This window comes from Acidimicrobiales bacterium (genome assembly GCA_035546775.1).
GTDB lineage: Bacteria > Actinomycetota > Acidimicrobiia > Acidimicrobiales > JACCXE01 > JACCXE01.
In genome coordinates, this window is sequence record DASZWD010000072.1 from 128,854 (window position 1) to 151,705 (window position 22,852).

The 22,852-nt window shown below is 69.0% G+C and carries 25 protein-coding genes; 11 read left to right on the forward strand and 14 right to left on the reverse strand.

The window, feature by feature from the left end:
* The first annotated feature begins 82 nt into the window (after nucleotides 1-82).
* Genes VHC63_18320 through VHC63_18335 form a run of 4 tightly spaced genes read left to right on the forward strand, consistent with a single transcriptional unit; the run spans nucleotide 83 to nucleotide 6,042 of the window.
* Nucleotides 83-1,714 carry a CpsD/CapB family tyrosine-protein kinase gene (locus VHC63_18320; GenBank protein HVV38569.1) on the forward strand — a complete coding sequence of 544 codons (1,632 nt, stop codon included), beginning with the start codon at nucleotides 83-85 and terminating at the stop codon, nucleotides 1,712-1,714.
* 13 nt (nucleotides 1,715-1,727) lie between these two features.
* Complete coding sequence (locus VHC63_18325) at nucleotides 1,728-2,798, forward strand: NAD-dependent epimerase/dehydratase family protein (protein HVV38570.1); 1,071 nt, start codon at nucleotides 1,728-1,730, stop codon at nucleotides 2,796-2,798.
* A complete protein-coding gene (locus VHC63_18330) occupies nucleotides 2,786-3,436 on the forward strand; it encodes a hemolysin III family protein (protein HVV38571.1) in 651 nt (216 codons plus the stop codon). The genes VHC63_18325 and VHC63_18330 overlap by 13 nt, the downstream gene beginning before the upstream one ends.
* Nucleotides 3,433-6,042: a glycoside hydrolase family 2 TIM barrel-domain containing protein gene (locus VHC63_18335; protein HVV38572.1), complete on the forward strand. Its 2,610-nt coding sequence runs from the start codon at nucleotides 3,433-3,435 to the stop codon at nucleotides 6,040-6,042. Before VHC63_18330 ends, VHC63_18335 begins: the two co-directional genes overlap by 4 nt.
* Nucleotides 6,043-6,118: 76 nt before the next feature.
* Here the strand turns inward: VHC63_18335 and VHC63_18340 are convergent, their stop codons facing one another.
* Both VHC63_18340 and VHC63_18345 read right to left on the reverse strand, forming a co-directional pair.
* The gene (locus VHC63_18340; protein ID HVV38573.1) at nucleotides 6,119-7,066 is read right to left on the reverse strand and encodes an LLM class F420-dependent oxidoreductase; all 948 of its coding nucleotides are present in this window, start codon (nucleotides 7,064-7,066) and stop codon (nucleotides 6,119-6,121) included.
* A gap of 16 nt (nucleotides 7,067-7,082) precedes the next feature.
* Nucleotides 7,083-7,814 (reverse strand): acyl-CoA thioesterase, encoded by a 732-nt coding sequence (locus VHC63_18345; protein ID HVV38574.1) that lies wholly within the window; start codon nucleotides 7,812-7,814, stop codon nucleotides 7,083-7,085.
* A gap of 172 nt (nucleotides 7,815-7,986) precedes the next feature.
* Here VHC63_18345 and VHC63_18350 point away from each other — a divergent pair, with 172 nt between their 5' ends.
* On the forward strand, nucleotides 7,987-8,172 hold the full coding sequence (locus tag VHC63_18350) for a hypothetical protein (GenBank protein ID HVV38575.1): 186 nt from the start codon (nucleotides 7,987-7,989) through the stop codon (nucleotides 8,170-8,172).
* Nucleotides 8,173-8,190: 18 nt separating this feature from the next.
* Nucleotides 8,191-8,451, forward strand: a complete 261-nt coding sequence (locus VHC63_18355) for a GlsB/YeaQ/YmgE family stress response membrane protein (protein ID HVV38576.1) — start codon at nucleotides 8,191-8,193, stop codon at nucleotides 8,449-8,451.
* 1 nt (nucleotide 8,452) lies between these two features.
* Here the strand turns inward: VHC63_18355 and VHC63_18360 are convergent, their stop codons facing one another.
* The 3 genes from VHC63_18360 to VHC63_18370 are packed head-to-tail and all read right to left on the reverse strand — an operon-like array spanning nucleotide 8,453 to nucleotide 12,688.
* Complete coding sequence (locus tag VHC63_18360; GenBank protein HVV38577.1) at nucleotides 8,453-10,273, reverse strand: ABC transporter ATP-binding protein; 1,821 nt, start codon at nucleotides 10,271-10,273, stop codon at nucleotides 8,453-8,455.
* Nucleotides 10,266-12,098: an ABC transporter ATP-binding protein gene (locus tag VHC63_18365; protein ID HVV38578.1), complete on the reverse strand. Its 1,833-nt coding sequence runs from the start codon at nucleotides 12,096-12,098 to the stop codon at nucleotides 10,266-10,268. The genes VHC63_18360 and VHC63_18365 overlap by 8 nt, the downstream gene beginning before the upstream one ends.
* A gap of 2 nt (nucleotides 12,099-12,100) precedes the next feature.
* Complete coding sequence (locus tag VHC63_18370; protein ID HVV38579.1) at nucleotides 12,101-12,688, reverse strand: helix-turn-helix domain-containing protein; 588 nt, start codon at nucleotides 12,686-12,688, stop codon at nucleotides 12,101-12,103.
* An 84-nt stretch (nucleotides 12,689-12,772) separates the two neighbouring features.
* Between VHC63_18370 and VHC63_18375 the strand changes: the two genes are divergently transcribed.
* From VHC63_18375 to VHC63_18390, 4 genes are read left to right on the forward strand one after another with little or no spacing between them, the layout of a single operon-like run.
* The gene (locus VHC63_18375; GenBank protein HVV38580.1) at nucleotides 12,773-13,759 is read left to right on the forward strand and encodes a hypothetical protein; all 987 of its coding nucleotides are present in this window, start codon (nucleotides 12,773-12,775) and stop codon (nucleotides 13,757-13,759) included.
* Entirely contained in the window at nucleotides 13,756-14,139 is a 384-nt protein-coding gene (locus VHC63_18380; GenBank protein ID HVV38581.1) for a DUF2089 domain-containing protein, read from the forward strand. Before VHC63_18375 ends, VHC63_18380 begins: the two co-directional genes overlap by 4 nt.
* 30 nt (nucleotides 14,140-14,169) lie before the next feature.
* Nucleotides 14,170-14,700, forward strand: a complete 531-nt coding sequence (locus tag VHC63_18385; protein HVV38582.1) for a thermonuclease family protein — start codon at nucleotides 14,170-14,172, stop codon at nucleotides 14,698-14,700.
* A gap of 18 nt (nucleotides 14,701-14,718) precedes the next feature.
* A complete protein-coding gene (locus VHC63_18390; protein ID HVV38583.1) occupies nucleotides 14,719-15,552 on the forward strand; it encodes a ChbG/HpnK family deacetylase in 834 nt (277 codons plus the stop codon).
* On the opposite strand, the gene VHC63_18395 is transcribed toward VHC63_18390, so the two are convergent.
* From VHC63_18395 to VHC63_18435, 9 genes are all read right to left on the reverse strand, one after another.
* On the reverse strand, nucleotides 15,517-16,242 hold the full coding sequence (locus VHC63_18395) for an anti-sigma factor (GenBank protein HVV38584.1): 726 nt from the start codon (nucleotides 16,240-16,242) through the stop codon (nucleotides 15,517-15,519). The two genes, VHC63_18390 and VHC63_18395, sit on opposite strands and share 36 nt — an antisense overlap.
* A gap of 12 nt (nucleotides 16,243-16,254) precedes the next feature.
* Nucleotides 16,255-16,836 carry a sigma-70 family RNA polymerase sigma factor gene (locus tag VHC63_18400; GenBank protein ID HVV38585.1) on the reverse strand — a complete coding sequence of 194 codons (582 nt, stop codon included), beginning with the start codon at nucleotides 16,834-16,836 and terminating at the stop codon, nucleotides 16,255-16,257.
* Between the two features lie 15 nt (nucleotides 16,837-16,851).
* Complete coding sequence (locus tag VHC63_18405; GenBank protein HVV38586.1) at nucleotides 16,852-17,628, reverse strand: ferritin-like domain-containing protein; 777 nt, start codon at nucleotides 17,626-17,628, stop codon at nucleotides 16,852-16,854.
* Nucleotides 17,629-17,644: 16 nt separating this feature from the next.
* The gene (locus VHC63_18410; protein ID HVV38587.1) at nucleotides 17,645-18,364 is read right to left on the reverse strand and encodes a ferritin-like domain-containing protein; all 720 of its coding nucleotides are present in this window, start codon (nucleotides 18,362-18,364) and stop codon (nucleotides 17,645-17,647) included.
* Nucleotides 18,365-18,372: 8 nt separating this feature from the next.
* Nucleotides 18,373-18,723: a cupredoxin domain-containing protein gene (locus VHC63_18415; protein ID HVV38588.1), complete on the reverse strand. Its 351-nt coding sequence runs from the start codon at nucleotides 18,721-18,723 to the stop codon at nucleotides 18,373-18,375.
* 42 nt (nucleotides 18,724-18,765) lie between these two features.
* Nucleotides 18,766-18,957 carry an SCP2 sterol-binding domain-containing protein gene (locus VHC63_18420; GenBank protein HVV38589.1) on the reverse strand — a complete coding sequence of 64 codons (192 nt, stop codon included), beginning with the start codon at nucleotides 18,955-18,957 and terminating at the stop codon, nucleotides 18,766-18,768.
* Nucleotides 18,958-18,963: 6 nt separating this feature from the next.
* Nucleotides 18,964-20,220, reverse strand: a complete 1,257-nt coding sequence (gene mca / locus VHC63_18425) for a mycothiol conjugate amidase Mca (protein ID HVV38590.1) — start codon at nucleotides 20,218-20,220, stop codon at nucleotides 18,964-18,966.
* The gene (locus VHC63_18430) at nucleotides 20,217-20,750 is read right to left on the reverse strand and encodes a hypothetical protein (GenBank protein HVV38591.1); all 534 of its coding nucleotides are present in this window, start codon (nucleotides 20,748-20,750) and stop codon (nucleotides 20,217-20,219) included. The genes mca and VHC63_18430 overlap by 4 nt, the downstream gene beginning before the upstream one ends.
* Before the next feature lie 65 nt (nucleotides 20,751-20,815).
* The gene (locus VHC63_18435) at nucleotides 20,816-22,033 is read right to left on the reverse strand and encodes an acyl-CoA dehydrogenase family protein (GenBank protein HVV38592.1); all 1,218 of its coding nucleotides are present in this window, start codon (nucleotides 22,031-22,033) and stop codon (nucleotides 20,816-20,818) included.
* Nucleotides 22,034-22,064: 31 nt separating this feature from the next.
* Here VHC63_18435 and VHC63_18440 point away from each other — a divergent pair, with 31 nt between their 5' ends.
* On the forward strand, nucleotides 22,065-22,850 hold the full coding sequence (locus VHC63_18440; GenBank protein ID HVV38593.1) for a thioesterase family protein: 786 nt from the start codon (nucleotides 22,065-22,067) through the stop codon (nucleotides 22,848-22,850).
* Nucleotides 22,851-22,852: the final 2 nt, after the last annotated feature.

A 22,852-nucleotide genomic window follows, 5' to 3' on the forward strand; every position in this document is an offset into this window, starting at 1 on the left:
GGCCCCGGGATCGCGGCGTGAGAGACCGGGCATCGGACACGACGACAACGGATACGGCACCGTGACTAGCCTCGGATCAACCGTGGAGATTTCCAACCCCGAGTCGAACGTTTTCGACTACCTCCGAATCTTGTGGCGCCGACGCCTCTTGGTTGCGGCCGCGGCAGTCGTAGCGGCGGCGATCTCGCTGTTCCTCAGCGCTCGGGCCACACCGATCTACTCGTCAACCAGCCGCGTCCTGTTCGCGGCGCAGGACACGTCGGTGTTCCAGAGCGGCGGGTACGTGGCGCCGGATCCGGCGCAGATCGCGACCCAGGAACAAGTCATGACCTCGCCGGCGGTGTCGGGCGCCGTCGCCAAAAAGCTCGGAGCCGCAGCCGCGGCAGTCACCAGCGTCGAGGCACACGGCGTTGGGCAGACGCGCGTGCTCGAAGTCACCGTGCACGCCACCTCGCCGACCGTCGCGGCCAAGGCAGCAACCGCCTATGCCGAGACGTACCAGCAGCAAAAGCGCGACGAAGCGATCCGGCAGTCCGTGCAGATCAGCACCGAGCTCTCGCAGAAGACCGCCGAGGCGCAGCAAAAGGTGCAGGACCTCGAAGCGCAGATCGCACGGGCGACGGCAGCCAAGGCGTCAGCCGCCGAACTCGAGGGCCTGAAGATCCAGCGCGATGCCGCCCAGACGTCCTACATCGTCTACCAACAGAAGGCGGACCAGGCGTCGGTCGACGCGTCGGTCGCCAACGGCGGCGTCCAGGTGTTGGTCCGCGGCGTGGTGCCGCGAGCGCAGATCAGCCCGAAGCCGCGGCAGAGCGCCGCCCTCGCCGTGGCCCTCGGCCTGCTGCTCGGCATCGTCGCCGCCATCGGGCTGGACTTCCTCGACGACTCGGTCAAGAACGTCGAAGAAGTCGAGCGCATCGTGCGGCCGCTGCCCATTCTCGGCGCCATCCCGGCGATCGTCGACTGGCGCAACCGGCACCAGGCACGCCTCGTCACCATCGAAGACACCGGCTCGACGCCCGCCGAGGCGTACCGCTCCTTCCGCACCAACGTGCAGTTCGCCGGCCTGCGCCGCGAAGCCCACGTGCTCCAGATCTCTAGTCCAGTCGCCGCCGAAGGCAAGACCACGACGCTGTCGAACCTTGCCGTCACGCTGTCGCTCGCCGGCCAGCGGGTGACCGTCGTCGACTGCGACCTGCGCCGGCCCCGCGTGCACGAGTTCTTTGGTTGCACCAACGAGCTGGGATTTACCTCGGTGCTGCTCGGCGACGCGCCCCTCTCGCACGCGTTGCAGCGCGTGCAACTCCCGAACGGCGGCAGCATCCAGCTGCTGGCGTCGGGCCCGCTGCCGCCGAACCCCGCGGAGTTGTTGGGCACCGTGCGCGTCAACGAACTGCTCGCCGCGTTGCGGGCCGAGAACGACTACGTGCTGATCGACGCGCCCCCAGTGCTGCCCGTCACCGACGCCGTGGTGCTTTCCGCGCGCGTCGACGGGGTCGTCCTCGTAGCTACCGCCAAGGTCACAGGCCGGCGCGACCTGACGAAAGCGCTCAACACCTTCGAAGCGGCGCAGGCGCCGCTGCTCGGCGTAGTGGTCAACGGCGCCGAGGTCACGTCGAACTACGCGTACGAGTACTCGTATCGCCCGCACTCCGAGGACACCAACGGCAACGGCACGCGCGAGCGCACCCGCAGTCGGGTCCGCAGCAACTAGTCGAGCTTTGCCCGTGGGTTCAGTCGCGATCATCACCGGCGCGGGCGGCCTGATCGGCTCCGCCGCCGCCACGCGTTTCGCCTCGCTCGGCCTCGACGTCGTCGGCGTCGACAACGACATGCGCGCCGTGTTCTTCGGTGCTGAGGCGTCGACGGCGGCCAACCTGCGTCGCCTGGGCGACACCCTCGGTGCGGCCTTCACGCACCGCAACATCGACGTGCGGGACGAGGCCGGCATCGACGCGTTGTTCGCGTCGATCGGTCGCGAGATCGCCGTCGTCGTGCACACCGCCGCGCAACCGTCGCACGACTGGGCGGCGCGCGAACCGTTGACCGACTTCGGCGTCAACGCCGTCGGCACGCTCAACATGCTGGAGGCGACGCGCCAGCACTGCCCGGAGGCGCCGTTCATTTTCACGTCGACCAACAAGGTCTACGGGGACACCCCGAACCGCCTGCCGCTCGAGGAACACGCAACGCGCTGGGAGATCGCCGCCGACCACCCGTACGCGGGCGGTATCCGGGAGGACATGTCGATCGACCACGCGCTGCACAGTATTTTCGGCGTGTCCAAGACCGCCGCTGACCTCATGGTGCAGGAGTACGGCCGCTACTTCGACATGCCGACCGTGTGTTTTCGCGGCGGCACGCTCACCGGGCCGGCGCACGCGGCAACGGAGCTCCACGGCTTTCTCGGCTACGTGATGCGCTGCACGATGACGGGCACGCCGTACACCGTCTTCGGCTACGGCGGTAAGCAAGTGCGCGACGCGATCCACTCCGACGACGTCGCCAGCGCGTTCGAGGCGTTCTTCCGCGCCCCGCGAGTCGCCGAGGTCTACAACCTCGGCGGTGGGCGGCACGCCAACTGCTCCGTGCTCGAGGCGATCTCCATCAGTCAGGAGATCGCCGGGCGCGAACTCACGTGGACCTACGACGACACCAACCGCATCGGCGACCACCTCTGGTGGATCGGCTCGAACGACCGGCTGGCGTCGCACTACCCCGAGTGGGGCCTGACCCGCGACATCCCGATGATCCTGCGCGAGATCTACGACGCCAACGTGGAGCGGTGGACCACGTAGAGATCCGCCCGGCGTGGCGCGGCCTGCTCCACAGAGGCGCGGTGCCACTGTTCGCCATCGCCTTCGTCGCGTTGGCCGTCACCACCCCGTCGGCCCACGGCAATCGTCTCGCCGTTGTCGTCTACGGCCTCGGCGTGTTGGCCATGTTCAGCATCAGCGCCGCGTATCACGCGTCGACGAAGCGACCGCGCCGGTTGTCGCGCGTGCTGCAGCGCCTCGACCACGGCGCGATCCTGCTGGCGATAGCCGGCACGTACACCGCCGTCACCGCACTCGCGCTCACGCCGCCGCGGCGCACGCAACTGCTGACGGCCATGTGGATCCTGGCCGCGATCGGGATCGTGCTGCAGGTACTGATCGTGCGGGCCCCGCGCTGGCTCGGCGCGCTTGGCTATCTCGTCGTCGGATGGTTCGCCGCCTTCGACGTCCCCGGCTACCTGCGCGGCACGACAACGGCGGAATTCGCGTGGATCGTGATCGGTGGGCTGCTCTACACGACCGGCGCGGTGGTGTACGCCCGCAAACGACCCGACCCGTCGCCGGCGACGTTCGGGTACCACGAGGTCTTTCACGCGCTGACGGTCGTGGCGGCGGCCGCCCACTTCGTCGCGGTCGCCCTCCTAGTGTCGCGGGCGTGAACGTCCTCGACGCCTTCGGGCCGCGGTCCTGGACGCGGCCTGAAGCGATTGCGTTCGGCCGCGAACCGATGGCGACCTACCTGTCGCGCGGCGACGAGGTGTCGCTCGACGGCGAGTGGGCGTTCACGCTGCTGCCCAAGCCCGAGTCGGTACTCGCCGACCACGTGGAGGGCGACACCGCGCGCTGGTCCACGATCGAGGTGCCCGGCTGTTGGACGATGCAGGGCTTCGACCGTCCGCAGTACACCAACGTGCAGATGCCGTTTCCGGGTCCACCGCCGTCGGTGCCGCGCCACAACCCGACGGGCGTGTACCGGCACAGGGTCACGATCCCCGAGGCCTGGGACGCGCAGCGCATCGTGTTGCACGTGGGCGCGGCCGAAACGGTGCTGTACGTGTTCGTCGACGGCGCTCCCGTCGGTTTCGGCAAGGACTCGCGGCTGCCACAGGAGTTCGACCTCACGCGCTTCGTCACCGCCGGAGACACCGCCGACATCGCGTTGGTGGTCGTGAGGTGGTCAGAGGCCACCTACTTGGAAGACCAGGACCACTGGCACCACGCCGGCCTGCACCGCTCGGTCTTCCTCTACGCCACGCCCGCGGTCCACGTTGCCGACGTGCACACCGTGGCCGACATGGACGGAACCCTCACCGCGCGCGTGCGCGTCGGGGGCACCCCGGGCACGACACGCGGCTGGCGGCTGCGGGTGACGTGCGACGGACGCTGGGCCGACGCGAGCTGTCGCTTCGAGCACGACAGCTGGATCGTCAATTCCTACGCGTTCGAAGGCCGCGGTGCGACGCTTCAGGTGACGGTCCCCGAAGTCGAGTTGTGGAACGCCGAGAGACCGCGGCTGTATTCGGTGGCGGTCGAACTCGTCGACGCCCAGGATGCGGTCGTCGACAGCGTGACACTCGACGTCGGGTTCAGGCGCGTCGAGATTGTCGGGGCCGAACTGCGTGTCAACGGCCGACCGATCCTGGTGCGGGGGGTGAACCGTCATGACACCGACGCCCACCGCGGCAAGGCGGTCACCCGCGCATCGATCGAGCGCGATGTGCTGCTGATGAAGCAGCACAACTTCAACGCCATCCGCACCGCGCACTATCCCAACGACCCGTATCTGTACGACGTCTGCGACCGTCTCGGGATGTACGTGCTCGACGAGGCCAACATCGAGTCGCACGCCTACTTGCGGTCGCTGACCAAGGACCCGCGCTGGGCAGCGGCGATGCTCGAACGCGTGGCGCGTATGGCCCAGCGCGACAAGAACCACGCGAGCGTGATCATGTGGTCGCTGGGCAACGAGTCGGGCGTGTCGCCCGCGCACCGCGCGGCCGCGGCCTGGCTGCGGGCCTACGACCCGACGCGGCCCGTCCACTACGAGAGCGGGATCAGCGAGGACATGATGGCCGAAGGCGGCCAGTCGTACTCCGTCGCGATCCTCTCCAAGGAACGTCCCGAGACCGACGTGATCGCGCCGATGTACCCGCCGGTCGAGGCGCTGGTGCGCTGGGCCGAGTCGGGCCCGCCCACCAAGCCGCTGATCATGTGCGAGTACATCCACGCGATGGGCAACTCGTGCGGCGACGCCGACGAGTACTGGGAGGCGATCCGCGCCCATCACGGCCTGCAAGGAGGCTTCGTGTGGGACTGGGCCGACCAAGCCCTCGTGCAGGGTGACCGGCTGGCCTACGGCGGCGACTTCGGCGACTACCCGAACGACGGGGCGTTCTGTATGAACGGGCTGGTCGACACGTTCCGCGTGCCCCACCCGTCGCTGCTCGAACTGGCCCACGTGATGAACCCGGTGCAGATCACCGTCGAGGGCGACGGGTTTCGCGTCACCAACGACGACACCGGCGAGTCATCGTGGGTCGCCGCCGAGCCCGGCGACATCGCGACGCTGGAGGTCGACCGTGCGTTCGCGCAACTTGTGCGGCGCCTGCCCGACGACGCGCCGGGTGATGCGCCGGCGACGCGCCGCGAGGGGGAGCCGTCGTTGTCCCTGTGGCGGGCGCCGATCGACAACGAGACATTCGGCCCGGGCCACGCGGCGCGGTGGAAGACGCTCGACTTCGCCTCGGTCGCACTCGTCACCCAGCGCGACGGCGACGTCGTCACCCACACCGTCGAGCAACCCTTCGACGACATCGCCCGCGTCGGCGTGCGCCTCGACCTCGGCGCGGGCGTCCACGCCGTGGAGTGGTTCGGCAAGGGTCCGCACGAGAACTACTCCGACCGGTGCGCGTCGGCGCGCTACGGGCGCTGGACGACGCTGGTGGACGACTGGGCCGTCCCCTACGTGCACCCGCAGTCGAGCGGCAACCGCACGGGCATGCGCTGGATGCGGTTCCTCGACGCGGCCGGCGAGCCGCTGCTCGTCGTCGACCACATGAACGACCTCAACGTCGTCGTGGCGCGCCACACCGACGAGGAGATCGACGCCGTCGCCCACCTCGAGGAGCTCCCGCCGTCAGACCGCTGCTACGTGTGGATCAGCGTGCGCGAGCGCGGCGTCGGCTCCGGCGCCTGCGGCCCCGACGTCTCCCCGCCCCACCGCATCGGCCCCGGCACCTACACCTGGAGCTACCGCCTCCGCTAATCGCCCCGCTTCTGGTGTATCCACGGAAGGGTCTTTCTTTCCTGGAGACACCAGAAGCGTGAAGAAGCGCGACTGGTTACTTGGGGGCGAGGGCGCGGACGGCGGCCATCGTGTCCATGCCGAAGGGCATGGTGGCGAGGACGGGGGTGGTGACGCCGTTTTCGACGTAGCGGGCGATCTGCTCGCGGCAGTAGTCGGGGTGGCCGTGGACGATGAGCTGGTCGACGACGTGATCCGGGATCGCGGCGGTCGCGGCCTTGCGGTCGCCTTCCTTCCAGTGCTTCCACATCGCCGCGAGGTCGTCGCCGCGACCGAGCCACTCGTGGAACTTGGCGTACACCTCGACGTTCAAGTACGCGGCGACGGCGAACTTGCCGGCGGCGCGCACGGTGTCGGCGTCTTCGGACGGGCACACGAAGATGCGCGCCACGATCTCCTTGCCGGGGCCGACTTCCGGGGCCACCTGCTTGACGTCGTCGGGCGACAGCCAGTTGATGATGGCGCCGTCGGCTTCGCGCCCCGCCATGCGCAGCATGCCGGGGCGCAGCGCGGCCACGAGGATCGGCGGCGGCTGGGGCACCCGCATGGCGAGACGAAAGCCGCGCACGGTGAAGGTGTCGTATTCCTTGTCGACCTTCTCCCCCGACAACGCGTCCTTCAAGAAGCGGACCATGTCGCGGGTCTTCTTGTACGGCTCGACGAAGGGCACACCGTTCCACTTCTCGACGATCACGTCCGACGACGTGCCGATCCCGAACGCGCAGCGTCCGGGGGCGGCGGCCGCCAGCGACGCGGCGGACTGCGCCATCAACGCCGGCGCGCGCGTGTAGGCCGGCAGGATCGCCGGGCCGACGCGCAGCCGGGGCTCCCAGGCAGCGGCCAGGATCAGAGGCGTCAGGCCGTCGGCGCCGTTGGACTCACCCGTCCACACGTCGGTGTAGCCCAAGTCGGCGACTTCCTTGTACAGCGCGGCGTGCTCGCTCAGCGGAGCGTCAAAAGGAACAGTGATCCCGTACGGAGACATGCCGAATGTCTACCGCTTATCGCCACATCCTGACCTTGACCGACTGCGACGCGGTGGCGAGAAGGGTCCGGTCTTCTGACCAAAGGTGGACGAGGCCGTGGGCGAAGCCGCTGTGTATTGCCTGGATGCGCACGTCGAGCAGGACCCACTCGGTCGGTACGAGGGTGGCGACCCGTAGCGTGTTGTCGAGGCTGTTCCCGCCCGCCATCCGGCCCGTCGCCTGTGACACGCCGAAGGGCACGAAGTCGCCGAGCACGGCCAGCGCGGCGGGCGACATCTCGAGCAGCTCGGGCATGCGACACCACAGCGCGGCGCGACCGTCGCCGGGTGTGCCGTCCATGTCGCGGGGCGAGCGGCCCATGGCGACGCGCTCTTCGATGCGCGCCGAAATCGTGGCCGACGGGTCGTTGCGGAACTCGCGGTCGCGGCAGGCATCAGGCGGCGGCACGTCGGGACAGATCGCCCACTGGCCGGTGATGTCGACGTCGCGCGCACCGAGCGCCGCCTGGAGCGTGATGACCTCCTGTCCGCCGTCCGACATGACGACACGCCCCTGCGTGATCTGGTTGCCGACGACCGCCAGCGTGACGTCGAGGTCGAGCACCGCCGGCGGGCGGGCAAAACTCAGGTACTGGGCCGTGGCCCACACGAGGGGCCGACCGCTGGCCTGCTCGAGGGCGACGACGCCCGCCGCCAAGCCGGCGCCGCCGAAGAGAAACCGCCCACCGGTACAGATGCCGTTTGTCACGGGTAAACGGAATTTCAACGGGTCTTCGGTGGGTAACAAACCAAGGAAGGCAGCCGCATCCATTGGGCTCAATCTAGGGACGGAACAGCCGATCTTAAGAAGTGAAAGCGGAGTTCAAGCTAGAGCTGTACGGCCCTATTTCGGTGTTACACCCCTTCGGCACACTGGAGTCATGGCAGTGCAAGAACGTGAGCAGCTGCAGCAGCAGCTAGACATCAAGGAAGGACGACGCTCCTACTGGCGCCTTGACCCGCGCACCATCGCGCGAGGCAAAGAGGGCGTGCGCGCCGCGCGCGAAGCGCTGCGTGAAGCCCAGGCGCGGCGGGCGGCAACGTCTCACCACAAGCACGCGGCGTAACGGCGTAACTTCCCGCCCATGGGAATCATCGGGTGGGCCGTCGTCGGATTTGTCGCCGCGGTGATCGCGGGCTGGCTGACGGGCCGGCGGGGCGGCGGCTGCATCACCCACATCGTCGTCGGTGTCATCGGCGGCTTGATCGGCGGCGCACTCGATCGCTGGAACGGCGGCCCCGGGATCAACCACTTCGGATTGCGTTCGATCCTGGTGGCAGCGATCGGGGCCACGATTTTCCTCGCCGTCCTCAACGCCATCGGCAGCGGCCGGCTCCGGCGCTAGCTCAGCGGTACGCCCGCGCCTGGAGCTCGAACAACTCGGCGTACAGGCCGTGGCGGGCGACGAGCTCGGCGTGGCTGCCGACCTCCCGCACGGTGTTGCCGTCGAGCACCACGATCAGGTCGGCCATGCGCACCGTCGAGAACCGGTGCGACACCAAGACGGTGATCGCACCCGTCGCCGCCGCCGACTGGCGGGCGGCGCCGGCGTAGCGCTCGAACAGGGCGTGTTCGGTCTGAGCGTCGAGCGACGCCGTCGGTTCGTCGAGCAGGAGGAGCAGCGGGTCGGGCCGCATCATCGCCCGGCCCAACGCCAGCTTCTGCCACTGGCCACCCGACAACTCGGCGCCGTCGCCAAAGCTCTTGCCCAGCTGGGTCTCGAAGCCGGCGGGCAACGACTCGACCACGCCGTCGGCCGACGCCCGCTCGAGCGCCGCCTGCACGGCGCCGACGTCCTCGAGGTCGTCGAGTTGGCCGACGCCGACGGTCTCGCGGGCCACCAGCTCGAAACGGGCGAAGTCCTGGAAGCCGGCGGAGAGCCGCTGGCGCCACTTATCCGGATCGAGGCGCCGCAGGTCGACACCCTCGACGCGCACCGCACCCTGCGTCGGGTCGTAGAACCGGCACAGCAGCTTGACCAGCGTCGACTTGCCGGCGCCGTTGTCGCCCACGACCGCCACCGTGGCTCCGGCCGGAATGCGGAACGACACGTCGGACAGCACGTCGACGTCGGTGCCGGGGTAGCGGAACGACACGTGGTCGAATTCGATGCCGGTCACGAGGCGGTCGGGCGGCGGCGTTTCGTTCTCGACCGGCTTGGTGGCCTCCGCGGCGTAGTCGACGAGCCACAGGTAACGACCCGTCGTCTTGAGCCCCGAGATCAACCACGTCGCCATCTGCACGACCCCCGACACCTGCTGGTTGACCTGGCCCGCGAGCGTGATGGCGAGCACGACCTCGCCGGGCGACGCCTGGCCGCTGAGGGCGCGGTGGGCGACGAGCGTGAGCGCGCCGGCGAAGCCGAGGCCGAACACGCCCCACCCGATCGCCGAGAGCAGCGCCGCGAGACGGGCGGTGCGGTCCTGGATGGCGTCCATCTCGCGCCACAGCGCGCGGTGACGTCCGACGAGGGTCGGGTTGAGCCCGAAGATGCGGATCTCCTTGGCCGGCGCGGCGGTCGTCGCCGTCTCGATCAGGTGACGGGTGACGCGCATCGGCTCGGCGCAGCGCTCGAGCACGCGCTGGCGGCGCTGCTCGGCGGTGGCCGCCGTCAGCAACGACGGGATGCCGAACAGCGGCAGCAACACCAGGGCCGGGTGGATCGTCGCCAGTAGGCCGACCGTGCCGCCGATGCGGCACAGCATCCCGATGTTCAGCACGACGGCGTGGACCGACGAACTCAACTGGTCGCGCTGCGTACGCAGGATTTCGATCTCGTCGAGGTAGTCGGCGCGCTCGTGATGCTCGAGGGTCGGAATGGCCAGCGTGAGGGCCATCACCCGCCGGTCCATCAGCTCGCCCACCTTCTCGCGCAGGACCATGTTGAGGTTGAAGCCGCCCCAGCCGGCGCACACCGACGCCACGGCGCACAGGCCCATGATGACGGCGGCGCGCGTGGCCGTGTCGCCGTGATGCGCGGCGATGGCGTTGATGAGGTTTCTCAGCCAGACGGCCGAGAGCACGTCGGCCACCGGCTGGACGAGAGCGAGGCCGAGGTTGATCGACGCCCGGAACGCATCGGCCTGGAAGGCGGCGACGAACAGCACCCCGAAGCCGCGTGCCATCGTGCGCACGCTCGTGTGCTTGCCCGGGCGCACGTCAAACATCGATTCGCGCCTCGCGGTCGGTGAAGCGCGCCGCTTGCAGCCGGAACATCGTGGCGTAGCGGCCGCCGGCGGCGATCAATTCGTCGTGCGAACCGTCCTCGACGACTTGCCCGTGTTCGATGACCACGATCCGGTCGGCGCGGCGCACCGTGGAAAACCGGTGGGAGATCACCAGCGTCGTGAGCCCGCGGGTCAGGTCGAGGAACCGGTCGTACAACTCCGCCTCGGCGCGCACGTCGAGAGCCGCGGTGGGTTCGTCGAGGATGAGGATGCCGGCGCCGTGGTCGACGGCATACAGCGCACGGGCGAGCGCCAGGCGTTGCCACTGCCCGCCTGACAGGTCGGTACCGTCCTTGAACTGCCGCGACAGGACCGTGTCCCATCCGTGGGGCAGCGCGGCGACGAGGTCGGCGGCGCCCGCGCGCGCCGCGGCGCGCTCGAGCGCGGTGGGGTCGGCCGGCACGTCGGGATTGCCGAAGCTGACGTTGTCCGCCGCGGTGAGTTGGTACCGCGTGAAGTCCTGGAAGATGGCGGAGAGGCGCCGCTGCCACTCGCGGGGCGCCAGCTCGGTGAGAGGAACGCCGTCCACGAGGATCTGTCCCTCGGTCGGGTCGTAGAGCCGGCACAACAGCTTCATAAGCGTCGTCTTGCCGGCGCCGTTGTCGCCCACGATCGCCAGCGACTGTCCGGCCGTGATCGACAAGTCGAGCCCGTCGAAAACCTTCTCGCGTCCGGGGTAGGCAAACGACACGTTCTCGAAGCGCACTTCGCGCGCCGGCATCCCCGCCGCGGGCTGCGTTCCCGGTAACACCCGCGCCCGCTCGCGAACGACGGCCTCGAGGTCGGTCACGGCGCTGATGGCCGGCGCACCCCACATGATGTTGAGGTCGTTGTCGCTCAGGTTGGCGATGGCCCCCATTCCGCTCATGGCCCCGAGGAACACGACGGCGCGGTCGAGCGAGATCTCGCCGCGGATGGCGGCGTGGGCGACGATGAGGGTGGCGCCGCATTCGACGAGGAAGAAGAGCGGACCGCAGATCGCCAGGGTCTGCCAGCTGTCGTGCCGCTCGCGCCACAGGTCGCGCATGGCGCCGACCCACGACGTATGGAAGCGGTCGACCACCCACTCGCCCAGCCCGAAGATGCGCGTTTCTTTGACGGCGCCCGGGGTCAGGGCGAGGTCGCGGAAGTACTGCGAGCGCCTCAGCGTCTCGGCCTGGCCGGTGATGCCCTGCACGTCGCGGAAAAACTGGCGTCGAAACGTGCGGATGATCGCCAGCCACACGACCACGAGCGCCAGCGGAAACCACCAGTGGAACGCCAACAGCACCGCGCCCGATGCGAGGGCCGTGGCGTACTGCGCTGCCATGGCGAAGACACCGGCGACGACCAGGCGCGGCGTGACCTGGTTGGTGCCGACGCCCTGGGCGAGCATGACGAGGTCGAGCGTGGCCGGGTCTTCGAGGTGACCGATTCCCGCCGGCGCGCCCGCGGCCTCCATGGCGCGACTGCGCAGATGGCCGGTGAGGCGGCGCCCGAGGGCGTCGGCGCACAGGCTCAGCAGCGGGTTCATCAGCTGGGAAGCCACGAATGTGATGCCGAGGATCAGCAACCAGCGGTCGACACCGGCGCGGTCGTGGTGCAGGACCGCGCCGACGAGTTGTCCGCCCGAGATCGTGGCGATCGCCGGCGACGCCCCGGTGAGGACGACCAAGACGACCGCGCCAATCGTGAAGCCGAGGCTCGCCTGGGGCAGCACCACAGCCATGGTGCGCAGCGCCGGCCAGATCGACTTTTGCTTGCTGTCGCCCCCCAGCGAGTGCATCGCTACTTCTTGCGCTTCGGGTGGTCGACGGGGGCGTACAGCGCGAACAGCAGGGTGTAGCGGTCGGCGTCGACGTCGACGCGGTGGCGGTCGCCGTTGCCGTACTTGTCGAGCAGGTCGCCGAGCTCGCGCTTGAACGCCTCGCGCTCGTCGTTGGTCAGCCACAACTGCACGCGCCCGACGTTGGTGTCGACCGCCTCGTCGAGCTCGGCGCTCACGACCTGGAACAGGTTGTTGGTGACCTCACGCTTGAGGTCGACCGGCAGCGGCAGCGCGTCGCTGACGGCGAAGTGCTTGGCCACGAGCGCATAGGTCCGCTCGACGATGCCCGACACGATGCGGGTCTGCGTGACCCTCACCAGGCCGTGCTCTTCGAGCAGATTCACGTGGTAGTAGAGGCGATTGGGCTTCATGTCCATCGCCCGGGCGAGCGCCTTGACCGTGGTGGGCGCGGCACCCAACTCCTCGATCAAACGCAACCGCAGCGGGTCCGACAGCAACCGCAGCGTCGCCAGGTCTTCGATGATCTTGACGTCGGGGGTGGCCTCGTCGGCCTCTGCTTCCGGCACCGCATCCAACAGTTGCGTCATGCTCATGGAACCTACACCGTCCAATTTCTTTTGACAAGCATGCTGAAGTTGACAGATTAGAAACTGCGTTTTACAAATTCATACATGAACGACGAGGCTCGACGCAAGATCCTGGAGAAAGTTGCCGCCGGACAGATGGATCCCGGCGATGCCGCGGACGCCCTCGCCGCCCTCGACCGCGCCACGCCCGACGACGCTCCCGGCGAGCCCGCCTCGGCGGCCGAGTCCGCTCCCCCCGCGGACGCGGCCACCGAGCGGGTCGTCGGTCGACGCGTGCGCGTCGTGCGCGTCGACGCCAACTTCCGCCCCGTCGAGATCGTCGGCGACGAGGGCGTCCAGGAAGCCGTCGCCGAAGGCACCCACCGCATCCGCTGGGAAGGCGACACGCTTGTCATCGACGGCGCCACCGGTTTCGACGACGACGAGGGCTGGGACGACGACGACAGCCACGACTTCGGCGAGTGGTTCCGCACGCGTGGCCCGCGTATGGCGCGCAGCGTCCGGTTCAGCGGGCAGTCGCCGGCGGAGTACCGGCCCAAGCCGCTACGAGTCCGCATGAACCCCGACGTCGAGCTCGACGCCCGCGTCGAAGCGGGTCCTCTGCGCATCGTCCGGGTCAAAGCGCCGATCAAGGCGCGGGTCGCCGCGGGCCCGCTCAAGATCGAGGGCTTCGAGTCACCCCTCGACGTGCGCGTGGCCGCCGGCAAGGTCGACGCCACCGGTCGCATCGACCACGGCGACTCCACCATCGACTGCGACGCCGGCAAGGTGCGCCTGCACCTGACGCACGGCAGCCACGCCCGCGTCAGCGCGTCGGCGACGCTGGGCAAGGTCGACTTCGGCGGCCGCAAGGGCAAGACGAAGCGTGATTACTTCGAGGACGTGCGCGCCCACGGCATCCGCGGCGACCTCGGTGATCTGTCGGCTCTGGGCGATCGCATCTCGTCGATACTGAACAACGCCTTCTCCGACGAGCACGAAGTCGTCGTCGGCCGGGGCACCGCGACCGTCGACATTCGCGTGTCGATGGGCGCCGCCGACATCACCTTCGACGACTCTGCCGGGTCATGACGCCGCGCCACCACCACGCGCCGCGCGACTGCCCCGTCTGCGGGCAGCGCCTGGCGCTCACCCGCCTCTCATGCGAGGACTGCGGCACTGAGTTGTCAGGCGCTTTCGCTGCCTGCGAATTCTGCGCCCTCAACGACGAGGACCGCGATGTGCTGCGGGTCTTCCTGGCGTCGCGGGGCAACATGAAGGAAGTGGAGCGCCACCTCGGCGTCTCCTACCCCACCGCCCGCAGTCGCTTCGACGCGCTCCTCGGACGCCTCGGCCTCGCTCCGGCACCCGAGCCGGCGCCGGACGCTGCCCGCGACGAGCGCGTGGCGTTGCTGGAGAAGCTGGCGCGGGGCGAAGTCGACGTCGACGCCGCCGAAAACCTGCTCTCGTAACGCGTCACACCCCTCCGAGATAATCGAGGCATGCGGTGGCTGGTCCTCCTCCTGCTGTTCCTCACGGCGTGCGACGCGTCGCGGGCGGCTACGCCCGCCGCGCCGGTCGTGGGCTCGACTCCCGCGGGCACGGCGGTCGTGTCCGAAGAGGTCGACGGCGACACGATCCACGTTCGCATCAACGGGGCCGACGAGCGCGTCCGTTTCATCGGGATGGATACGCCCGAAACGCACGGCAAGGGTGGCTTGGTCGAGTGCTTCGGCCAGGAGGCGGCCGACCACACCGCGCAGCTGCTCCCGGTGGGCACGCCAGTGCGGCTGGTACGCGACGCCGAGTTGCGCGACCGCTACGGCCGTCTCCTCGCCTACGTCTACCGCGCCCGCGACGGGTTGTTCGTCAACCTGGCGCTCGCGCGCGACGGCTACGCCGACGTGCTCACCTTCCCTCCCAACGTGGCGCACGCGCCGGAGTTCGTGGCTGCGGTCGCCGACGCCCGCGACCACAACCGCGGCCTGTGGCAGAAGTGCGGGTCCGCCGATGTGCCGATCGACCCCAAGTGAGCCAATAACGTCTGCCGCGTGACGAACGCGGCCGCGCACCTCGGGCTTGATCCAGCGACGCCGCTCGTCATCGTGACGGCCGACGAGCTCGGCTTCGGCTACGCCAGCAACGAGGGCGTGCGCCGCGCCCTCGACCACGGCGCGGCCACCTCCGCCGGTCTGATGGTGCCGGCGCCGTGGGCCCGAGCGGCGGCGGCGGCGTATCGCGGCCAGGACGTGGGTGTCTCGCTGACCCTCAACGCCGAGCACGACCTTTACCGCTGGGGGCCGATCACGCAGGCGCCGTCGCTGCTCGACGGCGAGGGCGGCTTTCCCCGCACCCCGGCCGACCTGTGGGAGCACGCCGATGTCGACGAGGTGCGCCGCGAGCTGCGCGCCCAGCTCGAGCGCGCCGTGTTGTGGGGTTTCGACGTGAGCCACGTGTCGAGCCATCTCGACGCCGCCGTGCTGCGGCCCGAGTTCTTCGACGTGGTGCTCGAACTGGCGCTCGACTACGCCCTCGCCCTGCGCCTGCCCAACGCCGACGTCCAGGCCGACACCGGCTTCCCCTTCCGCGAGCTCGCGGGCGACGAGGGCGTCGTCGTGCCCGACCGCGTGGTCGTGTTCCGGGGTGCGGCGGCCGACGCCTACGCGGTGATCGGCGGCCTCGAACCGGGCGTCACCGAGCTCGTCTTCAGGCCGGCCGTCGACACCGAGGAACTGCGAGCGCAGACAACCGACGCCGCTGACCGCATCGGCCACCTCGACTTGCTGTGCAGCGCCGAATTCGCCGATGCCTTGGCGGCGCGAGGCGCCGAGCGGATCTCGTGGCGCGCCCTACGCGCCGTGCAGCGTTCCCGTCACCAGGGGTGAGCTCGTGGGCGCTACTGCGCCCTGGGCCCGTTCGATGGTGACCGCCAGCGTCGTGATCGGCACCTTGGCGCTGAACGAGGCCACCTTCGGGTCCGTACCCAGGATGCCGAGCGACACCATCTTGCCGGCGGAGTTAAGGCCCCACAGCTGATACGTGTGCGCCGCGTCGAGGCGGTGCATCGCCATGTGCAGCAGGTAGCCCTGCCCGCTCGACGTCAGCACGGCATCGGCGGCGACGGCGCCGTTCGCCGTGACCAGGTGCGCCCGGGAGCCGCCGCTGGCGCCGTAAGTACGTTCCGCCAGTGCCTGCAGGTTGGCGGTGCGCGACGGGCGCAGGTCACGAATCTCGTTGCGTTGCTGGATCAACACCGCCGAGTTGAGGGCGACGAGCAAGGCGGCAGCCACCGAGAGGGCCACGATGAAGCGCCGGCGACGTTTGTTGGTGAACGGGAGCACCCGCGCCATGTCGGGCGGTGGCATCTCGAGGTTGGCGGCGATGCGGTCCCAGAGGCCGTCGGGCGCCGGGGCGCCGGCGTGGGCGAGGAACGACGCCGTGTCGCGGTGGTCCCGCAATTCCGCACGACAGCGCGGGCAGGTTTCGAGGTGCGACTCGAAGGCTTGGGCCTCGTCCGGGTCGAGCGCGTCGAGGGCGTAGGCCCCGACCAACTCGTGCAGGTCGTCGCTATCCATGCGCCGCGCCATCTATGCCTCCGCTCCGACGATACCGGCGGCTCGCAGCACCACACGGAGGCGCTGCAAGCCGACCCGGATACGACTCTTGACGGTGCCCTCGGGCTCGCCCAGCAACTCGGCGACCTCCCGATACGTGTAACCGCCGAAGTAGGCGAGCTCGATGGCGCTGCGCTCGTTTTCCGACAACTCCCCCAACGCGTCGCGTACGTGTTGCGACATCGCGAGGTCCCACACTTCGTGCTCGAGGTCGTAACCGGCCTCGGCCGTCGTGCGCCGGGCGTCGACCTCTTCGCGCCGGCGGCGGGCGCCGCTCGAGCGGGCGAGGTCGACGGCCCGGCTGTGCGCTTGGGTCAACAGGAACGACCGCAGGGTGCCGCGATCGGGGTCGAAGCGGTCGGGGTTCGACCACAACTTGAGCAGCACCTCCTGCAGCACCTCCTCGGCCGAGTCGGTGTCGACCACGACGCGCCGCGCCAGCCCGTACACCGCGCCGGCGTGGCGGCGGTACACCTCGGCCAGGGCGTCCTGGTCGAAGCGCGCAATCGCCAACACCAGCGCGGCGTCACTGAGCTGTCGCGGATCGTCGGGCACTGCCGTCAGTCTTCCTTACAGCCCCGTACCGACGGCGACGGCGCCCTGCGTGGTGTGGAACGCCTTGGTCGGGAACTGGTCGGCCTTCAACACGCCGTTGAGCACCGCTGCGTGGCGCGCTTCGACGCCACCGACCGACATCGCCGCGGCGTTGTAGGCGAGGTTGTCGAAGGCACCGACCGTCGACTGATACGTGGCCGCGGCCACGTTCTCGAGATCGCGAGCGAGCATGACCACGTCGCCCTCGGTCTTGAGCGCCGCGATGCGCGCCGCCAGCGATTGCATGACAGCGGGATTCGCCGTCGTGAACGGCGTCCCGCCCGCTTCCTTCGTCGCCCCCTCGAACAACCCGGCGTGGTCCTTGTGCTGCGCCTGGAACAGCTTGGCGACGTCGGCGACCGTGGCGCTGATACCCAGCGCGCCGGCGTTGTCGATCGCCTTCTGGTAGACGTCGATGGCGACGTGCTCGAGCGAGCTGGCGGTGCGCAGGATCGCGATGTCGGTCATCGTGCCGTTGCCCTTGGCGGCCGTCGTGGCCGAAGCCGCCGACTTGTTGTCGTTCTTGCCGCAGGCGGCGAGCACGGCCGCCGACAGCACGCCGACGCCACCGATCTGGAGGAAGCGGCGGCGGTTGAGCCCGCTCAGGAGGATGTCCTGCTTCTCGACGTCGGACGCCTTGGACGACGGGTCAAGGATGCGGTTGACGAGATCGCGCATGCCGCCCATGGCGCCCTCGTGGGCGACCTGGGTTTCACGCGCTTCGCGTCGGAGGTGATCGCGGTTGATGTTCATCGTGGGTCAGGACTCCTTAAGCGAGCGGGAACTTGGCGGGATCGAGCGCGGCCTTCTTGGTTTCGAAGGGCGGCAGGTAGGTCTCGTCGGTGGCCGCCAACCCGAGGACGTTGGCCAGCACGACAGCGTGGGCGCCTTCGATCGGCAAGATCGACGCCGTGAGCTTGAGGGCGTCCGCACTCTGCAATGCGCCCAGGGCGAACAGGTACGTCGCGGCGGCGGCGTTCTCGGTGTCGTAGGCGATCTTGACGACCGCCTTCTCGTCCTTGGCGGCCGACAGCTGATCGCTCAGCGCCTTGAGCAGCATCGGGTTCGTGGCGTCCTTGGCGATCTTGTTGCCCGATGCCGACTGGAACGCGTCACCGTGCTCCTTGTGGTGGCCGGCGAACATCGTGGCCGCCGCGCCAATCGCCGCGGTCGTCACCTTGCCGCTGGCCGCAGCCGCCTTGTACGCCGCGACCGCCGTGTACTCCACGGAAGCAGCGAAGGCCGCGATCGTGGCGTCGTCGAGCGTGGCGGCGTTGGCGGCCACGAGACCACCGAGGGGCAGCACCGCGCTGCCGATGGTGACGGCGGCGCCGGTGATGGCGGCCGTCTTCATCAGGTCGCGGCGCGAGCTTGCCCGGACCTCGGCGTGCAGGTCGCGCACGTCGCCGGTCATGGTGCCCATGCCGTCGCGGTGGAGTTCGTCGACGTCGCGCAGGCGCGCTCGCAACTCCCGTTCGGTCAGTTCCATCAATGCTCCTATGAGGTGACGATGACGGTGCCCGTCATCGAGTTGTGGACACCGCAGATGTAGGGGTAGGTGCCGGCGGTGGTGAAGCGGTGCGAGAAGGTGGTTTGGCTCGATTGCGGACCGAACTTCGGACCGGCAACGTGCAGCGAGTCGATCTGCACCGAGTGATCGAAACTGTCCTTGTTGGTCCAGGTCACCGTGCCGCCGACGCGCACACGGATCGTTTTCGGTTGGAAGGCAAAGCTCTTCACCGTGACCGCCGCCGCGTTCGGCGTTTCGGCGCCGCCGCCGGCGCATGCTCCCAGGAGAACGCACGCAAGGCCGGCGGCGGCAACGAAACGGGGAAGCCGGGCAGTCACGGCTCTACTCCGTCGCCGCGGCGCGGCCTGGATGGAGTTTTGTTAGTGAGAGTTCTTGAGCAGGGCCAGAAGGGCGCGGCCGTCGCCGGCCGCCTTCACGCGGCCTTGCATGAAAGCAACGGCCAAGTCGAGCTTGCCGGCCTGTGCCAGCTCGGCGTCTTCGGGCGACGCCGTGAAGACGACTTCACCTTCGACGTCATCCGACGTCATCACCCACTGCGCGTCTTTCGGCACGAAGGATCAGGCGCGGGAGGGAACGTCGAGGCCGGCGAAGAGATCGGTCTCGACCTCGCCTTCGCCGCGGGGCCCGCGGGCGAGGACGTAGTCGTCGTAGGGGTGGATCTCCCGCATGACTTCCTTGGGCAGGCCGAACCAGAACTTCGACGTCGGGTCGATCTGCGTGGCGTGGGCCAGCAGGGCGTCCTGGCGCACGTCCTCGAAACCGCCGAGATAGATCTGCGTCGTCGTCTCGTTGTCGGACTCGTCGGGCTTGCGGTCTTGGAACCACTTCTCGTCGAAGGGCGATTCGAGGCCGAGTTCGAGGAACTTCTCGTGCATGCCCACGACGCGCTTGAACGACCACGCCGTGTAGTAGATCTTCGAGACGGTCCAGGGCTCGCCGGCGTCGGGATACTGCGCCGGGTCGGCGGCGGCGTCGACCGCCGCCATCGTGACCTCGTGCACCCGCAGGTGGTCGGGGTGCGGGTAGCGCTCCTGCTTCTCGTGGTAGGTCACGACGACTTGGGGACGCGTGCGGCGCAGCACGGCGACGAGGCGACCCACCGCTTCTTCGAGCGGCGCCTGCGCGAACGACGCCGGGTTCCGGTTCGCCTCGCTGTCGGGCATGCCTGAGTCGCGGTAGCCGAGCAGGACGACCTCGTCGTAGCCGATCACGTGGGCGGCGGCGTCGAGCTCGCGCATGCGCACCGCACCGATGTCGTTGCGCACCTCTTCGGTGTCCATCGCGGGGTTGAGGATGTCGCCCTCTTCGCCACCGGTGCAGCAGACCAGCACGGTGTAGACGCCTTCGGCGTGGTACTTGGCGATCGTGCCCGCGCCCTTCGATGCCTCGTCGTCGGGGTGGGCGTGCACAGTGAGGATGCAGCGACGCTCGTCCATAGCATCCACGCTAGTGGGCCGGTAAAGCATCGCTCGCGCCCGGTCCTGGTTGACGAATTCACGCTCCGGCAGCGCCCGGGTGAGTCCGGTGCGCCGCCGTGCCGTCAAGACGATGTCGCGCGCTTCGCGCGCCGCGTGGCCGATGTGGAGCAGCGCCGCCATCGCCGCCACGTCGTCGGGCGCCGGCTTCGGCTTGCGCTGTTTGGGCGCTGATACCTGGCGTTCGAGGCGCTCGATTTCGTCGTGGATGTGTTCGACGCGCATCGCCAGCTGTTCGAGCAGCGGGTCGACGTCGGCCGGGTCGTAGCCGCGATACCGCTCGCGGAAGCCGACCGTCCGCACCACGTCGGGGGTGAGATCGTCGAACTCGTAGTTCACGCGTTGACCGCGAGCCGCGGGTCAGAAGTCAACAAATCGTCGAGGTGCGCGGCCACGGGCGCATCGGCGGCGGAGGTGCACGCCAGGTACGTGCGCACGATCACGGCGCGATGGCGTTCGAGCAAATGGTCGACGAGGCGGTTGAGGTCTTCGAGCGACGGCATGTCGAAGGACTCTTCGCCCAGGAACTCCGACGACTCGTGGTCGAGGCCGGCCGTCAACTCGGCCGCCATCTCGACCTGCTTCGTGGGCGACAGGCTGCGCAGGCGGGTCCGGATGAGCTTGCCCATTCCGCCCTTGACGAACTTCGGGTCGAGGCGCACGTTGAGGCGTTGCGTCAGGGCGTTGCGCACCTGCGGCGGTGCCGCCTTGAGGTGGTCGTTCAAGTCGTCGAGCGTGATGGCCTCGAGCGTCTCGGAGAGCCGCTCACGCCGTTCGGCCAGCACCTCGGGCGGCGACGGGACGTACTCGTCGTCGTGCTCGTGCTCGTGTTCGCAGTCTTCGTCGTGGACGTGATCGTGTTCGGTCACAGCAGAAGGTTACGTGGGGCGAGTGGCTCCCACAGAATGGCTGTCTTCTTGGGCGCTCCGCTTCGCTACGCGCCGCGAGGAATCTCCGACCAGGGAATGTCGCGGTCGTTCGCCGGTTCCTTGGGCAGGCCGAGCACCCGCTCGCCGAGGATGTTGCGCATGATCTCCGACGTGCCGCCCTCGATGGTGTTGGCCCGGCTGCGCAGGAACCCACGCACGGCCGAGCCGTTGGTGGCGTCTTCCGGGCGCCACGCGGTGGCCGACGCGCCGAGCATGTCCATCGCGGTGGACTGCAGCCGCTTGTTGTACTCGGCCTGGAACAGCTTCGTGATCGAACCCTCGGGGCCAGGTCGCTTGCCACCCTTGCGCGCCGCGGCGGCGCGCAGGTTGGTGATCTTGTTCACGCGCCCTTCGACGAGGAGTTGCACGAGCTTGTTGCGCAAAACGGGGTCGCTCTCCCACTGCCCGCTGTCCTTGGCCTGACGGATCAGCGCGTCGACCGGGCCACCGCCGGTGTTGCCGCCGCTGACAGATCCCTCGCCCGACAGCGCGACGCGTTCGTTCATCAGGGTCTCGGTGGCGACGGCCCAGCCGTTGCCGACGTCGCCGACGCGCATCGAGTCGGGAATGCGCACGTCGGTGAAGAACACCTCATTGAACTCGGCGTCACCCGTCATCTGCTTGAGCGGGCGCACCTCGACGCCGGGCGCGTGCATGTCGACGATGAAGTACGTCAGGCCCTTGTGCTTCGGCGCGTCGGGATCGGTGCGGGCGACGAGCATCCCCCAGCGCGCCATGTGCGCCATGGTCGTCCACACCTTCTGGCCGTTGACGATCCACTCGTCGCCGTCGCGCACCGCCCGCGTCGCCAGCGTCGCCACGTCGGACCCGGCCGACGGCTCACTGAACAGCTGGCACCAGATCTCCTTGTGCTGCGCCATCGGCGGCAGCAGCGTGCGCTTGATGTCCTCGCTCGCCCACTGCATCAGCGTCGGGCCGCCCATGCCGATGCCGATCACGTTGAAACTGCGCGGCACCTTGTAGCGCGCCAACTCTTCCATGACGACGCGGGCGCCTTCGGGATCGAGCCCGCCCCCGCCGTACTCCTTGGGCCACGTGGGCGTGGCGTAACCCGCCTCACCGAGGCGGGCGCACCAATCGTTGTATTCGACCTTCTTCCGCCCCTCGGCCAGCTTGGCCGCGTCGTTGTTTTCGATGCCCTCGACCCACTCGGCGGGGAGGTTGGCGTGCAGCCAGCCGACGACTTCTTCACGGACACTCATACGAGCGCGGACCTTACGCGAAACTGCTGTCGTGACGGAGTTCGACGACGACACGGCGCTCACGCCTTCTAGCGACGGCGTGTTCACCGGCGCGGTAACCGATCGGTGGATGATCGGCGGCGGGCCGAACGGCGGCTACATCGCGTCGTTCCTGATGCGCGGCCTGATGGCGGTGTCGCCCCAACCCCATGCCCTGTCGCTCACGACCCACTATGTCGGCCGACCCGAGCCGGGGCCCTGCGAGGTCCGCGTCGGCATTACGAGCGCGACGAAAAGCCATGCGTTCATGGACGCGTCGCTGTCGCAGGGCGGCACCATCCGGGCCCACTGCATCGCCGTGTTCGGCCAGCGACGCGACGACCAACCCGTCGACATCCTCCGCACGTCGCCCGCCACAAGCGAGCCCGGTGTGGGAATGCCGCGTGAGTCGCTGGCGGGCAGCCCCTTCCCGATGAGCTTCCTCGACCGCTTCGACTATCGCGACCCATCGGCGACCGACATGTTCGCGGTGAGCGACGGGCCGGCGCGCGTGGGGGGCTGGACCCGGCTCGTCGACCGCGAGCTCGACGAGCTGGCGGTGCCGCTGTTCTGCGACTGCTGGCCTCCGCCGATGTTCCGCCGCCACGGCCCGGGCATGGCGCCCACAATCGAACTGACCGTGCACTTCCGCCACCAGCCCGAGCCCGGATGGACCTGGTGCACATTTGAGAGTCAGACGCTCGCCGGCGGGTACGTGGAAGAAGACGGCGAGATCTGGTCCGAGTCAGGCGTGCTCATCGCCCAGAGTCGGCAGCTGTCGCGCTTCAGCGTCTTCTAGGT

Excerpts from the sequence above, each read along its gene's own strand:
- VHC63_18375 (HVV38580.1), top strand. The coding sequence starts at position 12,773 with ATGAACGACGAGGCTCGACGCAAGATCCTGGAGAAAGTTGCCGCCGGA.
- VHC63_18350 (HVV38575.1), top strand. The coding sequence starts at position 7,987 with ATGGCAGTGCAAGAACGTGAGCAGCTGCAGCAGCAGCTAGACATCAAG.
- VHC63_18405 (HVV38586.1), bottom strand. The coding sequence starts at position 17,628 with ATGAACATCAACCGCGATCACCTCCGACGCGAAGCGCGTGAAACCCAG.
- VHC63_18410 (HVV38587.1), bottom strand. The coding sequence starts at position 18,364 with ATGGAACTGACCGAACGGGAGTTGCGAGCGCGCCTGCGCGACGTCGAC.
- VHC63_18355 (HVV38576.1), top strand. The coding sequence starts at position 8,191 with ATGGGAATCATCGGGTGGGCCGTCGTCGGATTTGTCGCCGCGGTGATC.
- VHC63_18365 (HVV38578.1), bottom strand. The coding sequence starts at position 12,098 with ATGCACTCGCTGGGGGGCGACAGCAAGCAAAAGTCGATCTGGCCGGCG.
- VHC63_18395 (HVV38584.1), bottom strand. The coding sequence starts at position 16,242 with ATGGATAGCGACGACCTGCACGAGTTGGTCGGGGCCTACGCCCTCGAC.
- VHC63_18370 (HVV38579.1), bottom strand. The coding sequence starts at position 12,688 with ATGACGCAACTGTTGGATGCGGTGCCGGAAGCAGAGGCCGACGAGGCC.
- VHC63_18360 (HVV38577.1), bottom strand. The coding sequence starts at position 10,273 with ATGTTTGACGTGCGCCCGGGCAAGCACACGAGCGTGCGCACGATGGCA.
- VHC63_18435 (HVV38592.1), bottom strand. The coding sequence starts at position 22,033 with ATGAGTGTCCGTGAAGAAGTCGTCGGCTGGCTGCACGCCAACCTCCCC.
- VHC63_18380 (HVV38581.1), top strand. The coding sequence starts at position 13,756 with ATGACGCCGCGCCACCACCACGCGCCGCGCGACTGCCCCGTCTGCGGG.
- VHC63_18385 (HVV38582.1), top strand. The coding sequence starts at position 14,170 with ATGCGGTGGCTGGTCCTCCTCCTGCTGTTCCTCACGGCGTGCGACGCG.
- VHC63_18340 (HVV38573.1), bottom strand. The coding sequence starts at position 7,066 with ATGTCTCCGTACGGGATCACTGTTCCTTTTGACGCTCCGCTGAGCGAG.